The organism is Occallatibacter sp. (genome assembly GCF_035317045.1).
GTDB lineage: Bacteria > Acidobacteriota > Terriglobia > Terriglobales > Acidobacteriaceae > Telmatobacter.
This window is the reverse complement of the sequence record NZ_DATHHT010000002.1, coordinates 49,875-65,692: the sequence shown is the minus strand read 5'-3', so window position 1 is coordinate 65,692 and position 15,818 is coordinate 49,875. Positions and strand designations below refer to the sequence as shown.

Annotated in this window: 12 protein-coding genes and 1 tRNA gene; 10 read left to right on the top strand and 3 right to left on the bottom strand. The window is 54.7% G+C overall.

Features of this window, described 5'->3' with window-relative positions; translation table 11 throughout:
- Positions 1-542: 542 nt before the first annotated feature.
- Positions 543-788 carry a cytochrome c oxidase subunit II transmembrane domain-containing protein gene (locus VK574_RS00385; RefSeq protein ID WP_472797779.1) on the top strand — a complete coding sequence of 82 codons (246 nt, stop codon included), beginning with the start codon at positions 543-545 and terminating at the stop codon, positions 786-788.
- A gap of 372 nt (positions 789-1,160) precedes the next feature.
- Here the strand turns inward: VK574_RS00385 and VK574_RS00380 are convergent, their stop codons facing one another.
- Complete coding sequence (locus VK574_RS00380) at positions 1,161-1,886, bottom strand: response regulator transcription factor (RefSeq protein ID WP_472797778.1); 726 nt, start codon at positions 1,884-1,886, stop codon at positions 1,161-1,163.
- A gap of 516 nt (positions 1,887-2,402) precedes the next feature.
- Between VK574_RS00380 and VK574_RS00375 the strand changes: the two genes are divergently transcribed.
- The 5 genes from VK574_RS00375 to VK574_RS00355 all read left to right on the top strand — a co-directional run bounded on the left by VK574_RS00375 (position 2,403) and on the right by VK574_RS00355 (position 10,374).
- On the top strand, positions 2,403-3,197 hold the full coding sequence (locus tag VK574_RS00375; protein WP_472797777.1) for a tetratricopeptide repeat protein: 795 nt from the start codon (positions 2,403-2,405) through the stop codon (positions 3,195-3,197).
- 751 nt (positions 3,198-3,948) lie between these two features.
- Positions 3,949-5,367: a hypothetical protein gene (locus VK574_RS00370; RefSeq protein WP_472797776.1), complete on the top strand. Its 1,419-nt coding sequence runs from the start codon at positions 3,949-3,951 to the stop codon at positions 5,365-5,367.
- A gap of 266 nt (positions 5,368-5,633) precedes the next feature.
- The gene (locus VK574_RS00365; RefSeq protein WP_472797775.1) at positions 5,634-8,573 is read left to right on the top strand and encodes an FAD-binding and (Fe-S)-binding domain-containing protein; all 2,940 of its coding nucleotides are present in this window, start codon (positions 5,634-5,636) and stop codon (positions 8,571-8,573) included.
- Positions 8,574-8,585: 12 nt separating this feature from the next.
- Positions 8,586-9,437: a fumarylacetoacetate hydrolase family protein gene (locus VK574_RS00360; protein WP_472797774.1), complete on the top strand. Its 852-nt coding sequence runs from the start codon at positions 8,586-8,588 to the stop codon at positions 9,435-9,437.
- 103 nt (positions 9,438-9,540) lie between these two features.
- Positions 9,541-10,374: an enoyl-CoA hydratase/isomerase family protein gene (locus VK574_RS00355; protein ID WP_472797772.1), complete on the top strand. Its 834-nt coding sequence runs from the start codon at positions 9,541-9,543 to the stop codon at positions 10,372-10,374.
- Between the two features lie 433 nt (positions 10,375-10,807).
- Here the strand turns inward: VK574_RS00355 and VK574_RS00350 are convergent, their stop codons facing one another.
- Complete coding sequence (locus VK574_RS00350; RefSeq protein ID WP_472797771.1) at positions 10,808-11,182, bottom strand: tautomerase family protein; 375 nt, start codon at positions 11,180-11,182, stop codon at positions 10,808-10,810.
- A gap of 365 nt (positions 11,183-11,547) precedes the next feature.
- Between VK574_RS00350 and VK574_RS00345 the strand changes: the two genes are divergently transcribed.
- The 4 genes from VK574_RS00345 (at position 11,548) to VK574_RS00330 (ending at position 15,349) form a co-directional block, all read left to right on the top strand.
- Positions 11,548-12,348 carry an acetoacetate decarboxylase family protein gene (locus VK574_RS00345; protein WP_472797770.1) on the top strand — a complete coding sequence of 267 codons (801 nt, stop codon included), beginning with the start codon at positions 11,548-11,550 and terminating at the stop codon, positions 12,346-12,348.
- 211 nt (positions 12,349-12,559) lie between these two features.
- Positions 12,560-13,396, top strand: a complete 837-nt coding sequence (gene budA / locus VK574_RS00340) for an acetolactate decarboxylase (protein WP_472797769.1) — start codon at positions 12,560-12,562, stop codon at positions 13,394-13,396.
- Positions 13,397-13,422: 26 nt separating this feature from the next.
- Positions 13,423-15,090, top strand: coding sequence for an acetolactate synthase AlsS (alsS, locus tag VK574_RS00335; protein ID WP_472797767.1), 1,668 nt, complete (start codon positions 13,423-13,425; stop codon positions 15,088-15,090).
- Between the two features lie 67 nt (positions 15,091-15,157).
- Complete coding sequence (locus VK574_RS00330; RefSeq protein WP_472797765.1) at positions 15,158-15,349, top strand: hypothetical protein; 192 nt, start codon at positions 15,158-15,160, stop codon at positions 15,347-15,349.
- A gap of 104 nt (positions 15,350-15,453) precedes the next feature.
- On the opposite strand, the gene VK574_RS00325 is transcribed toward VK574_RS00330, so the two are convergent.
- A tRNA-Gly gene (locus VK574_RS00325) sits at positions 15,454-15,528 on the bottom strand.
- Positions 15,529-15,818 lie beyond the last annotated feature (290 nt).

The following is a 15,818-nucleotide window of genomic DNA, read 5'->3' as shown; positions in this document are numbered from 1 at the left end:
CCCCTTCATGAAAATCAAACCCTGCGGACGTGGCGGGATTGTCTAGTTTCTCGACGATAGTTTCGGATAGGCGATCTGGGACTTGAGTGTCTTCCTTAACTGCGGATACAGACCTCATTACGTAGGCTCCTGGGTGACCTGCTCTTCGACTGAGTGATAGTAGCAACGTGAGAGAGCCGAATAAATTACATGTTCCTTGTAGTGCCTGGTCACCAACGGCAACCATGCCTGGTCACTCTTCTTCGCATTCAACCGGTGTCTATTGTGAGGCAGCGGATTCATCTCTTTCCGCATTCCGAGTTACTCCGGGACCTCGCTACAAGAAACATGTAATTTTGGATGCGCGGCGCCATTGCTACTATCACCTCGGCGAAAGCATCATTGTCGATCCGCGAAGTGGCGGAACGGATGCATTGTCGCCCCCAAGCAAAAGAGATCATCAGGAGATGCAGACCATGAGATATGGTTTTTCCAATTTCTTCGGCGCCATAGCAGCTTGGCTATGTCTGGCTCCAGTCGCCTTAGCGGGCGAGGCGCTACCAATGCCGAGCGCTCTCGCTCCCGGATTTAACCCAGTTCACTACGTCGCCAACCCGTCCCTCTTTCTAATCTGGATTACAGGCGGGATCTTTCTGGTCGTGGGTGGGTTACTGGCGTTCGCACCCTTCAGACTTCGCACACCTAAAACCGATTCATTGTCCCGGCCGGCGCAGGCCTATCGGAATACAGAAATCGATTTGACGTGGACGGTGATCCCCGTACTGGTGCTGGTACTCTTTCTCGCATAAGAAGCGCGACCGGCTAATCTTGACCCGCAAACACTTGGAGTACGCAGGTGCACACCTTTTTTACTATCTGTCTTTTGGCCGTCACGGCTAATGGTTCCGCGTTCCATCCCCCTAAGATCACTCATCCGCCTGCGACGCATCCGGCACTTGTGCAGCCTCCGAAAAGGCCGCACAGCCTCACACTGTATAACGCCCAGGGCGAACGGGTTGCGCAGTGTGAGAGGAAAGACGACGTCTTCGCCAATTGCAGGATGGAGCCTGGTATGACGTTCGATGACGTGATGAACGCCTGGGTTCACGCCCTCGAGGATATGCAGAAATAGCGATTCGCGAACGCACGTGGGACATGCCCGGGGCGGGAGAACTGCACTACTACGCTGACTCGTTCAGCCGATACCCGAAGTGCGGTTCTGTGAGAAGATATCTCGGCTTCGCAGGGTCGTCCTCTATCTTCTTTCGCAGGTTCCTAACGAACGTCCGGAGATACTCGAGTTCACTGCCATATTCCGGTCCCCACACGTGAATCAAGAGCTTCGCATGAGGGATCGCCTTTCCCAGGTTCGCCATTAGAAAGTGAAGTAGTTTAAATTCCGTCGGTGTCAGATGAATCGGATGGCTCTTCTTCTTTGCCAGATGTCGTGACACGTCCAGACTGATGTCTCCCACAGTGAGCACCGCTCCATAACCGTTGGACAATCTTCCGCGGCGGATCGCTGCGTCAAGGCGAGCGATAAGCTCGAGGTGGCGAAACGGCTTCGCAATGTAGTCGTCCGCCCTCGCTTCAAACGCTTTGAGCACTTGGTCCTCATCGTTCGAGTCGCCGAGCATGAGAATTGGAAGACGCGGTGAGTCTCTGCGCAATCTGCGGCAGATGTCGGTTCCGCACATTCCAGGTTCATTGATATTGAGAAGGGCAGCATCAAAGTGTGCATTTCGGAGTATAGACACTGCGTCTTCACTCCGCGTTGCTTTAACGACCGCCACGCGTACGCTGGAAAGAATGATTTGCAACGAGAGTCCCATCGATTGCTCGTCCTCAACCACGAGAACTGTGCCCTTGACCTGGCCGTTTGGTCCGATGCCACGAGAAGTATTCATTGTTCTCGAATAGTCCTCTGCGACATATCGGTCGAGTGAGTCGGCTTTCATGAGTTGGTGCTCCCTCTCGTCCCACGCTGCATCCGGATCGGCGTCTTCACGGTTACCGGGTGAGCAATGTGAGTTCGTTATGCGTCTTAACTTCCACATCCACATATCTGTGACATGTGCACTATCAATAAGATCAAAGCTGGTAGCCGTCGCCAAGCACATGTTTATGTAGGCGCGAACTGAAATTAGATCAGAGAGCTTCCATCGCAAATGGTGGCATCGATCTTTTCCACGAGAGTAACTGCGAACACCATCTCCGACTGTAGTTACACATTGCAATAACCTCATACAAACATGTAATAGACCGTTTGTCAGATCTTCCGTAGCATCTTAGTCAACGGCTGTTCCCGCGGCCTTTCTCGGATATCCTCAGGCTTTCGGCTGAGACTACATCACATCGGAAGCTCCCACATCGGCTGGTGGGAAGAACGAGACGGATTCACCGAGACCGTCAAGAAGGTTTGTATGAAGACAACCCATTCGATGAGGAATCACGAACACTGCGTTAACCAGGGGCTTCCATTTAAGCGTGTGTTGATTGCGATCTTGATCGCGTCGTTAGCAACACTTGTCACGGAGCTGTTCGCTCAAGGCAGCTCCTCACGTTTGTTGGCCCGAGATTTGTCGAGCCAGAATACGGTATCGGCCAATCAGCTGCTCACACCTGGCAAAGCGCTTCAGGCAGCGCAACGCGCACGCAACCAGCTCATCGCGGGGCGCATTGACCAAGCGCAAAAGGAGATCACACACGCGCTTGATATCTCCCCACGTTGTGCACTGGCTCTCAACATTCAAGGGGCAATTCACTTAGAGACGCAACATTTTGAGAATGCTGTTGAAGACTTTCAAGAGGCGATCCAGGCTGATTCTGAATTGGGTTCAGCATACCTCGGACTCGGAATGTCACTCATCGCTCAAAATCGCCTTAAAGAGGCTCAGGAGCCACTCGATCGTGCGGCGCATCTTTTGCCCGGATCTTGGCTCATATATTTCGAAGCAGCCCTCACTCATCTGGGACTCGGAGATGCCGAGGCTGCTTTAAAGCAGATCAACTACGCAGAGCGCTTCACTGAGACGAATCCCGAGAGGAGATCGGGCACGGTTTATATGCGGGGAATGGTGTACATCAACCTGAGAGATTTCGACCGCGCTAGGCAGTACCTTGAAGACTCTGTCGCACTGGATCCAAATGGATTTTATGCGGCGCTCGCACTGACAAGACTCAAGCATCTCAGGCCACTTCCCACGAATGCCAAATAATTTCCAGCACGAACCGCTCACGTTCGAAAGCCGCTCGTGAACCCACAGACAGCAACTTTGCACGCAAACGAGTGGCGGTAATAACCTCACCAGGTAGTTCCGCAATTGCCGCTTTTCGCGGACAAGAGATTAGAACGATATCGCACCCAAAAGTCCCTCAACTGATAGATAGATCCGAGGCTTACTATTCCCTTCCTATGCGTTTCGTGGACGGAACGATGAAGATGAAGCATTCGGATGGCGGCCCTATTTCACCGAAGAGTCCAATGATTCCCTTACAAATCCCCTCGACATATTTTATGGACGGCACGGTCAAATAGATAACGGTTGGCCATAAAAGTGGGCCGAAATCATTATGGGCATTTATCGCACTTCGAGACCAATGATCGTGGACGCTGTGCAGTGTACTGAGACGAAGACGATCGCCACCGACCTTGGCATTATCAATGTAAAACGCGGGGAATGGGTTATTTGCGGAGAAGGCGGCGAGTCTTATGTGGTAGATGACGCCTTCTTCCAGCGCACCTTTGTTTCCGTTCAGGAATATCTCCGAACACCGGAACCAGCCGAGCAGAAACTTCGGGGGCGTTCGGAACATTTTGAAAGCGACCCTGCCCAGATTCCTTCTCAACCCCGCCCTCGTCGAGGTCGAATTCGCACGATGTCGCACATGGTCCGTAGGAGCCACTTCCCACCTCAATCGTAACGAAAGCTCCGAAGCAAAGGCATTCGCTCAGGAGAGACAGGTCATATGACAGACCCAGAGCCGTATTTTGCAATACCCACGCATCGCTTGCGTGACGTCGGAGCCGCAATTCGCGACTATGACGAACACTTCTGGAGGAATGGACACTCCGTCCAGATGATCGTCTTTGACGATTCCACACAAGCAAATGTGGACAAATATCTGCCCGATTTCAAACAGACCAGAACTCGATCGGAACTGTTCTACGTCGGACCACGGGAAAAGGAGGAATTCATCTCATACGTCAACTCCCGGCTGCGCAACAAGAGACTGGAGCCACTCGTTAAGAACATATTTCGGCCAAGCTACGGAGGTAATCGAAACTTCTCTCTTATGTACTCCCTGGGCGGCCTCCTGGTCAGCGCCGATGATGATATGCGCCCCTATTCGCTGATGGAGGAGAGCCCGGAGTCGCTCGAAGATCATGAGATCAGCCGAGGGCGTCTGCACAAACTCGGACAGAACGGCTACGTCCGAAAATCATTCGACATTATGTCCGCCTTCCTCGACGTTCTCGGTAAGCCGGCTGCCGAGGTCCCTGACAACTATGAGCGTGGCGAGAATCTCATTGACTCGGCGATGGAACTTGAAACGAATTCCAGCAAAGGATTCTCCTCCGAGAACACGATCTTTTTGGAACCTGGCCCGATTCAGCAGGACGCAATCGTCAAGGTCGCTCAGACGTTCCGCTCCGGGACGAACGATATCGATGCAATTGACTTCGTTGAGATGTTTCTGCAAGACGAGAACCAGACGAGCCCGGAGGACTTGAACGACATATACATCCTTGTGAACTTCCGTCCCGCCATTACAAATTGCAACTGGAGGATGGATTGCGGCGTCGCAGGTTACGACAATACTTTCGGTCTTCCTCCATTCTTTCCCACCCGTTTGCGGTTCGAGGATTACATCTATCGTCTCTGGATTCAGCAGCGAGGCATGGTCTCTGCCCATGTCGATGCCGCGCAACACCACACCAAGAGCAACTACATGCGAAATCCGCCGGCATCTGAAATCCTTAACGAGGAAATCGCAAATCTTCTCAAGAAGAAGATCAATTCTTCAATTTCGTGTCGCGACGAACTCGGAATCACGTTCGATTATTCTGGCGAAGTTACTGCGCAAGATGCGGAAATGATCCTGGGTAAGATCACGAACCTACACCAGAGGGCTCTACAAGCCGCTGAGGCAGCCAAGACCCAGGGACGTGCAGACTCACTGCGCATGTTCTCCGCAAATCTAGAAAAAGCCTTCTATGGATTCGAGTCAGACTTTTTCCAACACAATCTGGTACGGATCGTCGACGATGCAATTGGTGTAATCAAATCAACGCTCGAGTTGTGGCCCACGCTTGTCGAAATTTGCTATTTTCAAAAGCTCCGGCATGGCCTACCCATGAAGCGCATCTCAGGAGGAGATAGATAGAACTGGCAGGCCTAACTGTTCATACGCGATCCTATCTAGCGATAACCCAGGGGAACAATCGCATCCCGGTTTCGCAGTACGAAAGACCGACGAGTGCCTTGGCGACTTGGAGCGTATCAAGAATCAATCGTAAGCATCCACCAAGCACCGTGTTGATGTCATGCGAAGAGTGGGATACCAGATTCATGTAATTGCCGCCGTTTGCGCACCGTGTCTACTATCCGGACAAGCTGGTACTGAAGCATTGAAGAATATGAGGTTATTTCATGTTCAGAAAGCTACTCTCCGCGAACCCAGCGCGCATAGGGCGGTTCGACGGACCACCAATGAGCGATGCAGTCCCCGCCTCTCTGGTCGACGGGACACCAGGTGACCTGAAGGCCGATCTCATCGCCCTCATGGGAAAAGAAAACGTCTTTCACAGAGCAATAGATCTCGTACGATATGCCTCCGATGCGAGCCCGTATCGGCTCGTCCCTCAGGTTGTCGTGCTGCCTCGCACGGCCGATGACATCGTCAAGCTCTTTCGCTATTGCCGCGAGAGCGGGCGACACGCGACGTTTCGGGCGGCGGGTACGAGCCTCAACGGTCAATCGCTATCCGACGATATTTTGATCGATGTGCGCCGTCACTGGAATGGCGGCAAAGTGGAGGATGACGGCCGGCGAGTGCGGGTACGCCCCGGGATGATCCTCGGCCACATCAACTCGCTGCTTGAGCGGCACGGTCGCCGGCTGGGACCGGATCCCGCTAGCTCCGCAGCTTGCACGATCGGAGGCGTGATCGCGAACAACGCTGGTGGCATGCGGTGCACCGTGCAGAAAGATGCCTACCATACCGTCTCCGCGCTCACGTTCGTAACGCCATCCGGCGCTGTAGTTGACACGTCGAGACCCGATGCCGAAAAAGCGTTTCTGCAAGCAGAGCCGCAGCTTGCGGAAGGACTGCTCGAGCTTCGCAAGGAGCTTTTGGCAGATCAAGTGTTGACGGACCGCATGCGTCGCAAGTACGCAATCAGGAACACGCATGGATTGCGGCTTTGTGCTCTTCTCGACGGTGAAACGCCGCTCGAGATTTTTCGACGCCTACTTGTCGGCTCGGAGGGTACACTCGCGTTCATCGCTGAAGCTGTACTAGAGACGATTCCATCGCCCTGCGTGACGAGCGTGGCATGGATTCCAGTTCCCACGATCGATGAAGCGATTGCCCTTGTTCCTGGCCTGGTCGGCCTCGGCGCCTCCGCCGTCGAGCTGATGGTCGCTCCGGCGCTCACTGCGGCCGGTCAGGCGTTTGAGGAAACGCCCGCCTACTGGAAAACCCTCGACCCCAAGGCGGCTGCTCTGCTCGTTGAGATTGGCGCCGAGAACTCAGACTCTCTCGCAGCAACGCAACGCCAAGTCCTCGAGCTCGTAAGTACGGCCAGGCTCATCAAGCCTGTGGACTTCACGAGCATCAGCGAGGCCATCGAACTCGCCTGGCACGTCCGGGAGGGACTTCTGGGTTTGGTCGGCAAGAATCGCGCTGAGGGCTCGACGCTCATCACGGAGGACGTCTGTTTTCTGCCGGAGCGTTTGGCAGAAGGTGCGCGAGACGTGCAGGACCTACTTTCCAAGCACGGATTCATTCCCGGTGTCGCGGGACACGCAGCTCACGGGAACCTTCATTTCACTCTCGTCGCAAACCTCGGGGAGGCCGACGGACTGTCCCGATACTCGGCTTTCATGACGGAGCTTGTAGATCTTGTGGTCGGGAAGCATGAAGGCTCTCTGAAGGCCGAGCACGGAACTGGCCTGAACATGGCGCCGTTCGTCGCATCAGAATGGGGTGAGAAAGCTACCGCCATGATGTGGCGCATAAAGCAGCTCGCCGATCCTCACGGAATTCTGGCGCCGAACGTGATTCTGACGCGTAATCCCAAGCTCCACCTTGAGAATCTGAAATCCTTTCCTCAGATCGAGGGGGTTACGGGTTCCTCACAATGCATCGAGTGCGGGTTCTGTGAACCTGTCTGTCCGAGCCGCAATGTCACCATGACCCCACGTCAACGGATCGTGGTGCGTCGGGAGATGGTGCGCCAGAAGAATGATTCCGCGATGCTTGCGCAACTCCAACGGGAGTATCAGTACGACGGGATCGAGACCTGCGCGGGCGACGGCATGTGCTCCATTCCCTGTCCGATAGGGATCAACACCGGTACGTTGATCAAACAGTTCCGCGGGCGCGAGAACAGCCCCGGTGCGGAAGCAGTAGCGCTAAGCCTCGCGAAGCACTGGAAAGCGGTCGAACCATTAGCGCGCGTGAGCCTATGGGGAGCGCACGCGCTTTCCTCCGTGTTTGGAGTCAAGCCACTCACTGCTCTTACCGCTGCCGTGCGAAGTGTTATCAGCCCGGACCTCATGCCCGCCGTGCCCGGGCCAATGCCACGTGCCGCTTCCGGTTTGCCTAAAACCGACAGGAGCGGCGCCGCGGCAGTGTACTTCTGCGCGTGCATCAACCGCATGTTCGGTCGCGATCCCGCCGGGCCTGCCGCTCCCTCACTTGCGGAGACCTTTGTCACCTTGTCCAGACGCGCCGGTAAGCCGCTGTGGATTCCACCGGATGTTGCTGGTCTTTGCTGCTCGACGCCGTGGAGATCGAAAGGCTACCACCAGGGGCATAAGTACATGGCACATGCCGTTGCCGATGCGCTGTGGCGCTGGAGCGATGGAGGAACTCTTCCTATCGTCGTCGACGCCGCATCCTGCACCCTTGGCCTTAAAGAGGACATCGTGACACAGTTGGAAGGGCTGCAAAAAGAGCACTACGAGAGCCTCAACATCATCGACTCGATCGCGTGGTGTCGTGATCTTCTGCCGAATCTTCATATCTCGCGCAAGCTGCAGCGCGTCGCTGTGCATCCGACGTGCTCGATAACGGATCTCAAGCTGGTCGGCACGCTCAAACAGATTGCGGGCCGCCTGGCCGATGAAGTGGAGGTCCCCATCGGCACAACCTGTTGCGGGACTGCCGGCGACCGAGGGTTATTGCATCCCGAGTTGGTCGTTTCAGCAACGCGGGAGGTTCAATTGGTGCTGATCGATCGGCCCTGCGACGCCTACGTTTCGGCGAACAGAACCTGTGAGATGGGCCTTCGACACGCGACCGGCCAACCGTATGAATCGTTTGTCTTCCTGCTCGAGGAACTAAGTCGTCCGGAGGCGAATTAAAGGAGCACCCTTATGCGCATCATTCATTTTGAAACAGGCGGAGTCTCCGGAATTGCCGCAGATGAAGGCTCAGGTTGGCATGGCCTCACGCAGCGAGATCGCGACTTTCCGGGCACACTCCCCGAGTTGATCGCACAAGGCGCAGACCTGTTGCGCATCGGCAGAAGCCTCGGGCAATCGCCGACAATCGACCTCAACTCTGTCCATCTGCTGCCGCCGGTGCCCGTTCCGCCGAAGATTCTGTGCGTCGGTCTCAACTACGATGATCACCTGGAAGAAAGCGGGCTGAAGAAGCCGGCCTATCCCGAAATCTTCGCTCGTTTCGCGACGAGTCTGATCTCTCATCAAGAGCCGATCCGGCGACCCCGCGAATCAATTGCGCTCGACTACGAAGCCGAGCTGGCCGTGGTGATCGGCAAGCCGGGGCGCCGCATCTCCCAGGAACAGGCTCTCGGTCACGTGGCGGGCTACTCCCTGTTCAACGATGCGACCGTGCGTGATTTTCAGCTCCGCACACCGCAATGGACGATCGGCAAGAATTTCGATGGCACTGGATCGTTCGGCCCATGGCTGGTGACGCCCGATGCCGTGCCGCCCGGGGCCAGCGGATTGCGCATCGAGGGCCGTTTAAATGGCCGCGTAATGCAGGATGCACGCACAGACCAGCTCATCTTCAATGTCCCGGAGCTGATTGCAATGATCAGTGTCGCGATGAGTCTGGAGCGAGGCGATGTGATCATCACCGGCACACCTGGTGGTGTCGGAGCGGCGCGTAAGCCACCCGTCTACATGCAGCCCGGCGATATCTTCGAAGTGGAGATCGAGGGGCTCGGTGTCCTCACCAACCCCGTGCAGGAAGACTGAAAAAGCGCACGTGCCGAACTGCGATTGCAGTACATCGCCAATTGCAGACTGCCGGCCTCGCCGAAATGGCCTCACTGGAACGTTCACCGAAGAGGAGCAAGACTTGCCATATTCTGATTACAAATGCTTCCGGTTCGAATTTGATTCTGGAGTCGCATTCGTCAGCATTGATCACCCACCAATAAATCTTCTTGATGAAGATCTGTCGCAGGAATTCGACAAACTCGGCCGAGAACTCGAGAACGACGAGAGCATCCGTGTTGTGGTCTTGCAGAGCGCGCTTCCCGATTTCTTTATAGCCCACTCTGGTTTGGGCCGGGTGGGAGCCGCTTCCAAAACTGTGTCTCGTACACGCAGCTTTCGTCTTACGCAGTCGATCGGCGAACGGTTCAGAAACATGCCCAAGGTGACCATTGCCAAAGTAGAGGGACGCGCCCGGGGCGGAGGGAGCGAGATCGCGCTGGCCATGGACATGTGTTTTGCTGCCCTTGGCAAAGCGATCTTCAGCCAACCTGAGGTGGCGGTTGGGCTAGTTCCGGGTGGGGGCTCCACGCAGAGGTTGCCGCGACTGATCGGCCGTGGACGCGCCTTGGAGGTGCTCCTGGGTTGCAATGATTTCGCAGCAGAACTGGCAGAACGTTACGGCTATATCAATCGAGCTTTGCCTGCGCACGAACTGACGTCCTTTGTCGAGAACCTTGCCCAACGCATCGCCTCCTTTCCTGCGCATACCATTGCTCACGTCAAAGCGGCTGTAGATTTCGGAGCATTTGCTTCGATGGCAGAGGGGCTTCTGGTGGAAGCTCATGAGTCCGATCTGAGTGTCGCTAACGAAGTGACGCAAGCGCGCGTGAGGGAAGCATTGAAGGTCGGCGCCGAAACTTATGAAGGCGAGTTGGAGATGGAGTTTATCTCGAGACTCTCCTCGATAAGATAATTGCGGCGATCGCGGATTGCCACTTGAGGATGGTTTGGTTTTTATAAAAGTTGTGCCCTACTGAAGACCTTACACAGTGACCCGCGATAGATCGCGCTTTTGAAAAAGTTGAACCTGCCAGCTTGACCGTGAGCTCCCGGGTCTATTGAGTCCCTATTCATATGTTGAGAATCTATGATCAGAAAACCTCAGCGTTGCGTAGCGCGCAATCTTGCTTTGTGCTGCGCTTCCTCGCGTAAGATTGACGAGACATGCAGAGGTTTGATGTGTTGGAGGTTCTAAAAGGCGGGCTTCCAGCTAGGATTCTGTATTGCGATCTAACCTGCAAATTGATTTCGAACATCAATTCATCGCATGACCTGAACCGGCTGGAATCCAATTCTCAGTGCTTTCATCGTTTATTTCAATTTACAGCCATCAGTTTGAGCAACATCTATTCGTGTCCGACCGCTTGCATGATCTGACCCATCTCCATAGCGTTGCTTGATGGAATTTCCTGGAGTGAGAGGACAAATTGATCGGTGGCAATCCCGGTCAGTCCCTGAAACATCGTCCAGAGCTGCTGCAACATGTCCATCTTTTCTTCCGGGGTATGCCCGCTTCGCAGAACACAATTGAGCGCGGCGGTAGGAGCTTCCTCTCCACCGGTAAAGCCAGACCCCTTCGGATAGGAGAGAAAGACCACGCGGACAAAGTTCCTCGGCACCTTCATCACAGTTGTGTGGATTCGGGTGATCTCTTCCGCAATTTTAGCCTTGGTCTCAACAGAGACAGTACCCTCTTGAGTAATCGCCGTGTAGAGGGGCATTTGTATGACTCCTATTGTGTCGGTCGCAGAAATGATAGAAGGTTCTTCCGCTCACGAAGAACAACGATTTCATACCACGCCTGCCAAGCTTGTCGTGATCTTAATCATCGGCCTCAGAGCCGCAAATTACATGAAGCTGGTAGCGCGAAACTAGATTTGATTCGGCCGGACTAACAGGAATATGTAATTTTCGATGATCGATCTGATTGTTACGATTCCGGGGTCAATGGAATTCCGTCGACATGAGAGGTCACGGCAGTACGCCTCTGTCGGCGTATATGAGAAGTTGCTCCCTCTATCTCAGTGAATCTCACAGCGATCGTGACCAATCCCTGAAATGAATCCCGGTACAAAGGAGAATATCGGTGCTCACAGGTTTCAACTATCCGCTTACGCCGAAAGGAAAGTCGACGCTCAACCCGCCCCCGCCCTGGTATTACTCAGCCGATTTTCTCAACATTGAGTTCTGGTCCGATCCGGCCGCGGTTGCTGCCGTACTCCCTCCAGGACTGGATCCTGATCCTGCGGCCAAAGGACACGGCAATGCTCTCTTCTATGACTGGCAGTTCACCGGAGCCAACGAGGAATATCTGGATCCGGCACGCTACCAGTATCGTGAGTTCTTTCTTCTTGTCGATGCCCTCTTTGAAGGCAAGCCTGTAGCGTATTGCCCATACATCTTTGTCGACAACGACGCTGCCATCGCTCGCGGATGGACGCAAGGTTACCCCAAACGCCTTGGCCAGGTCTTTCAGACCCGCTATTTTGCTGCGACCGGTAAGGCTGGTCCCTCATTGGCTCCAGGATCGAAATTTGCCGCCTCGCTGACCGCGAGTGGCCGCCGTCTGGCTCAAGCCCTGGTTACGCTGAAAGCGCCGATCACTGACCGTGTAGCTCTGAAGCAACGGCCGATCGTCAATCTGCTGCATACACCGCGGCTGGCAGCAGGCAAACAAGACAAGCCCGCAGTTCATGAACTCGTCGAAAACGTTCCGCACGATATCAAGATCGAGCAGGCGTGGATCGGCGACGGACTGCTCACGTTGCCGGTTGTAGATGGAGAAGAGATCTCGGATCTCGCCCCCGTTCGTTGCGGTATTGGCATTCGTGCCTCAATGGCCTATATCGTGGACGATCTCAAGACATTGAAGGACCTGACTCACTGATGATAGGAGACAGCGTTCACTAGAGCGCTGTCTCATCTTTCATCGATGCTCGAGTCCACGGGACCCAAGACCGCCTTCCATTAATAGACAAGGTAGCGATGAGACAAACAACGAAGAGAACAGTTCTTCCGCGATCTGAGGAAAGAGCCAAAGTCAAGACTGATGAATTACTGAGCGAAATAGAGAGGGTCCTAACGATACGGAGCGCTTCGTGAAGAGAATCGAATTCAATCTGCCTGACTCGCTCTATGACGCTCTCCTGGAGCGAATGCAGTCAGACAGGACAAGCTGCGATCACGTCGTGTCGACAGCCTTGTCGCAATGTCTTGGCAAGCCACTTCACACGTTATTTCAAGTGTCGACATCGGCGGCGCTTGTCGAAGGGCTTTATCAGGGTGCGGTTCGAGTCTCGCGGCTGCTGCGCCATGGTGACTTCGGCCTCGGTACATTTATCGACCTCGATGGAGAAATGGTCGTTCTGGAAGGTGTGTGTTACAGGGTCTCGTCCGATGGCGTGGTCACGTCGGTCGACGGAGACCGCCTTGTCCCCTATGCAGTCGTGACTCGGTTCAGCACCGAGTTCGCCAAGACATCGCAGCAATTTAATACCTTCTCCGAGCTCGTCGCGGTATGCGATGCACTTCGCTCGTCAGAGAACGTGTTCTTCGCCTTTCGTGTCGAAGGCAAGTTTTCCTTCGTGAAGACGCGAGCCATGAAAGCTGTCCCTCACGGGACTGGTCTCAAGGCCGCTTCGTCAGTGCAAGAGGAATTCACTTTCAAAGATCAGGAAGGCACCCTCGTCGGCCTTTGGTCACCGGGGTTTGCTGGTTCGTTTAGCGTCCCCGGATACCACTTCCATTTCTTGTCCACGGATCGAAAAAGAGGCGGCCATGTGCTGGAGTGCAGAGCGGTTAACGTGACGATCGATGGATGTGCAATGCACGAGATGCATGTCTCTCTGCCTGAGACCGCGGAATTTCTACAAGCAGACCTCAGTCGCGATCCCAGTGACGATTTGACGAGCGCGGAACGGAATCACGAGCGATAACCCCATTCGAACCTCGAGAGGAAACTGTGAGTTCAAATACTTCCAAGACAGGTGCACAGGTTGTTGTCGAATCTCTGGAACGGCACGGAGTCACGCACGTATTCGGCATTCCCGGCGCGAAGATAGACAAAGTCTTCGATACTCTAAAGTCTTCTTCGATCAAGACGGTTGTGTGCCGCCACGAACAAAACGCGGCATTCATTGCCGGAGGTATCGGACGACTGACAGGCCGGGCCGGAGTGGCAATCGCAACGTCGGGCCCCGGAGTCAGCAACCTCACCACGGGGCTTGCCACCGCAAACAGCGAGGGTGATCCGATGGTGGCCCTGGGTGGATCCGTGGCCACCTCCCAGAGCCTGAAGCAGATTCACCAGACCCTGCAGGCCGTCTCGGTCATGAAGCCTGTGACAAAGTTTTGCGCCGAGGTAGGGTCCCCGGAATCAATTGGCGAGGTCATGGCGAACGCTTTCCGGGCAGCGGAGTCAGATCGTCCAGGGGCAGCATATGTGAACTTACCGAAAGACATCATGGAGGGAGAGGCAAAATGCGATGCCCTCGATGTTTCCGCGAGTCCCAAATTCGGGCCTGCCAGCCGCGAGTCGCTGGCAGATTCCGCGAAGATCATCAACGCTGCGCAACGGCCTGTCCTCTTTCTGGGGCTACTATCCAGCAGGCCAGAGAACGCGGACGCCGTTCGGGCATTCCTTCGTAAGACTGGGCTGCCAGTTGTCGGCACCTTCCAGGCTGCAGGAACGGTTTCTGCAGATCTCTTCAAGAACTTTGCCGGGCGTATCGGACAGCTGGACAATACTCCCGGAGATGAACTCCTGGCGACGGCTGACGTGATTATCACAGTTGGGTATGATCCGGTTGAGTACGACCCGTCCATATGGAATCATCCTCGATCCGCGCGTATCATCCATATCGATTCAACGCGGGCGGATGTCGATAATTTCTACTCCCCGGCTATCGAAGTTCTTGGAGACATTGCAGCCAGTGTGGCCGGCCTAACGGACCTCGTCAACCCTCTTGTCCTTGCACCGGACGTCGAGCGCTTCCTCTCGACGCTTGCCTCGAAGAGGGTTCTGAGGATTGAAAACGCAGATCGATATACCGAGAATCCGATCCATCCCCTCAGGATCATCGCGGAACTTCAGAAGTGGCTCGCACATGACGTCACCTTGTGCCTGGATATGGGCTCATTCCATCTCTGGATCGCGCATTTTCTTTTCAGCTTCCGAGCACGGCAGATTCTGATCAGCAATGGTCAGCAGACGCTGGGCGTCGCACTTCCCTGGGGCATCGCATCGTGCCTGGTAAGGCCAAACGAAAAGACGCTCTCCATGTCAGGCGACGGAGGGTTTCTGTTTTCCGCGATGGAACTCGAAACCGCAGTTAGGTTGAAGCTCAACCTCGTTCATATGGTTTGGATTGACGGCACCTACGATATGGTGGCAGTCCAGGAACAGCCCAAATACGAACGTACGTCAGGAGTGGATTTTGGGCCCGTCGATGTTGTGAAGTACGCCGAAGCCTTTGGAGCAGTCGGCTTCATGGTCGAGACGCCTGATCAGATTGGGCCAACGCTGAAGAAGGCATTTGAGATAACCGGCCCCGTTCTGATTGGGATTCGAGTAGATTATCGCGACAATCACAAGCTGTTTGAAAAGGTGCACCAGCACCTTCTGAACTAAGCCACCTGCGCACCCTGCTAGTGCAGATGCTCACATATGCGGTGGACATTCAGGAAGGAGATACCCTATGGGATTCCGAAATGCACCAGCTTCCACGCATTCCGTCACGCTTATTGTGCTTATCGCACAGGTCGCGACCGACGACGCAAGGAAGGTGAAAGAGGTGCAAATGAAACTTCTGCGCCAAGGCGATGAGCGCACCGATATCCGCTATGGAAAGTCAGCTTCGCCAGCGCGCCCGTCAGGCACATATCAATAGTGAGCGATTTGGCAATGGGAGAAACTGTTTCCTAGACAAATAGAAAAGTGGACTAAATCTGGACCAAATTCCGAGGCCAACCTTTCGTTATCTTATTGATTATATGGAGCGGGAGACCGGGATCGAACCGGCGACATTCAGCTTGGGAAGCTGACGTTCTACCACTGAACTACTCCCGCCCATCGAAATCGAATAGTCGCAATCTGCGTGGCGCCATGCTATCCGATTTGCATACAGAATCCGCAAGCTTTGACTCGGAATCCGTGAATTTCACGAAGCACCTCTGCGCGCCATGCAACGTTTCGCAAACATGAGGAAGTATATCAAGGTTGCGGCGAACGGCGCATTGCACCGGCTATCACACAAGACACTCGCCGTTTAGCCGCCGAACTCGTCGGCGTGTTGCGACTTGTTCGCACTTGCGGTGCTTGCCCAGGCGAATGAATCCTTCCTTGATGTCCATGAGCCA

Bases quoted from the DNA above. Each gene is read 5' to 3' on its own strand.
- VK574_RS00385 (WP_472797779.1), top strand. From the start codon at position 543: ATGCCGAGCGCTCTCGCTCCCGGATTTAACCCAGTTCACTACGTCGCC.
- VK574_RS00380 (WP_472797778.1), bottom strand. From the start codon at position 1,886: ATGAATACTTCTCGTGGCATCGGACCAAACGGCCAGGTCAAGGGCACA.
- VK574_RS00375 (WP_472797777.1), top strand. From the start codon at position 2,403: ATGAAGACAACCCATTCGATGAGGAATCACGAACACTGCGTTAACCAG.
- VK574_RS00370 (WP_472797776.1), top strand. From the start codon at position 3,949: ATGACAGACCCAGAGCCGTATTTTGCAATACCCACGCATCGCTTGCGT.
- VK574_RS00365 (WP_472797775.1), top strand. From the start codon at position 5,634: ATGTTCAGAAAGCTACTCTCCGCGAACCCAGCGCGCATAGGGCGGTTC.
- VK574_RS00360 (WP_472797774.1), top strand. From the start codon at position 8,586: ATGCGCATCATTCATTTTGAAACAGGCGGAGTCTCCGGAATTGCCGCA.
- VK574_RS00350 (WP_472797771.1), bottom strand. From the start codon at position 11,182: ATGCCCCTCTACACGGCGATTACTCAAGAGGGTACTGTCTCTGTTGAG.
- VK574_RS00330 (WP_472797765.1), top strand. From the start codon at position 15,158: ATGGGATTCCGAAATGCACCAGCTTCCACGCATTCCGTCACGCTTATT.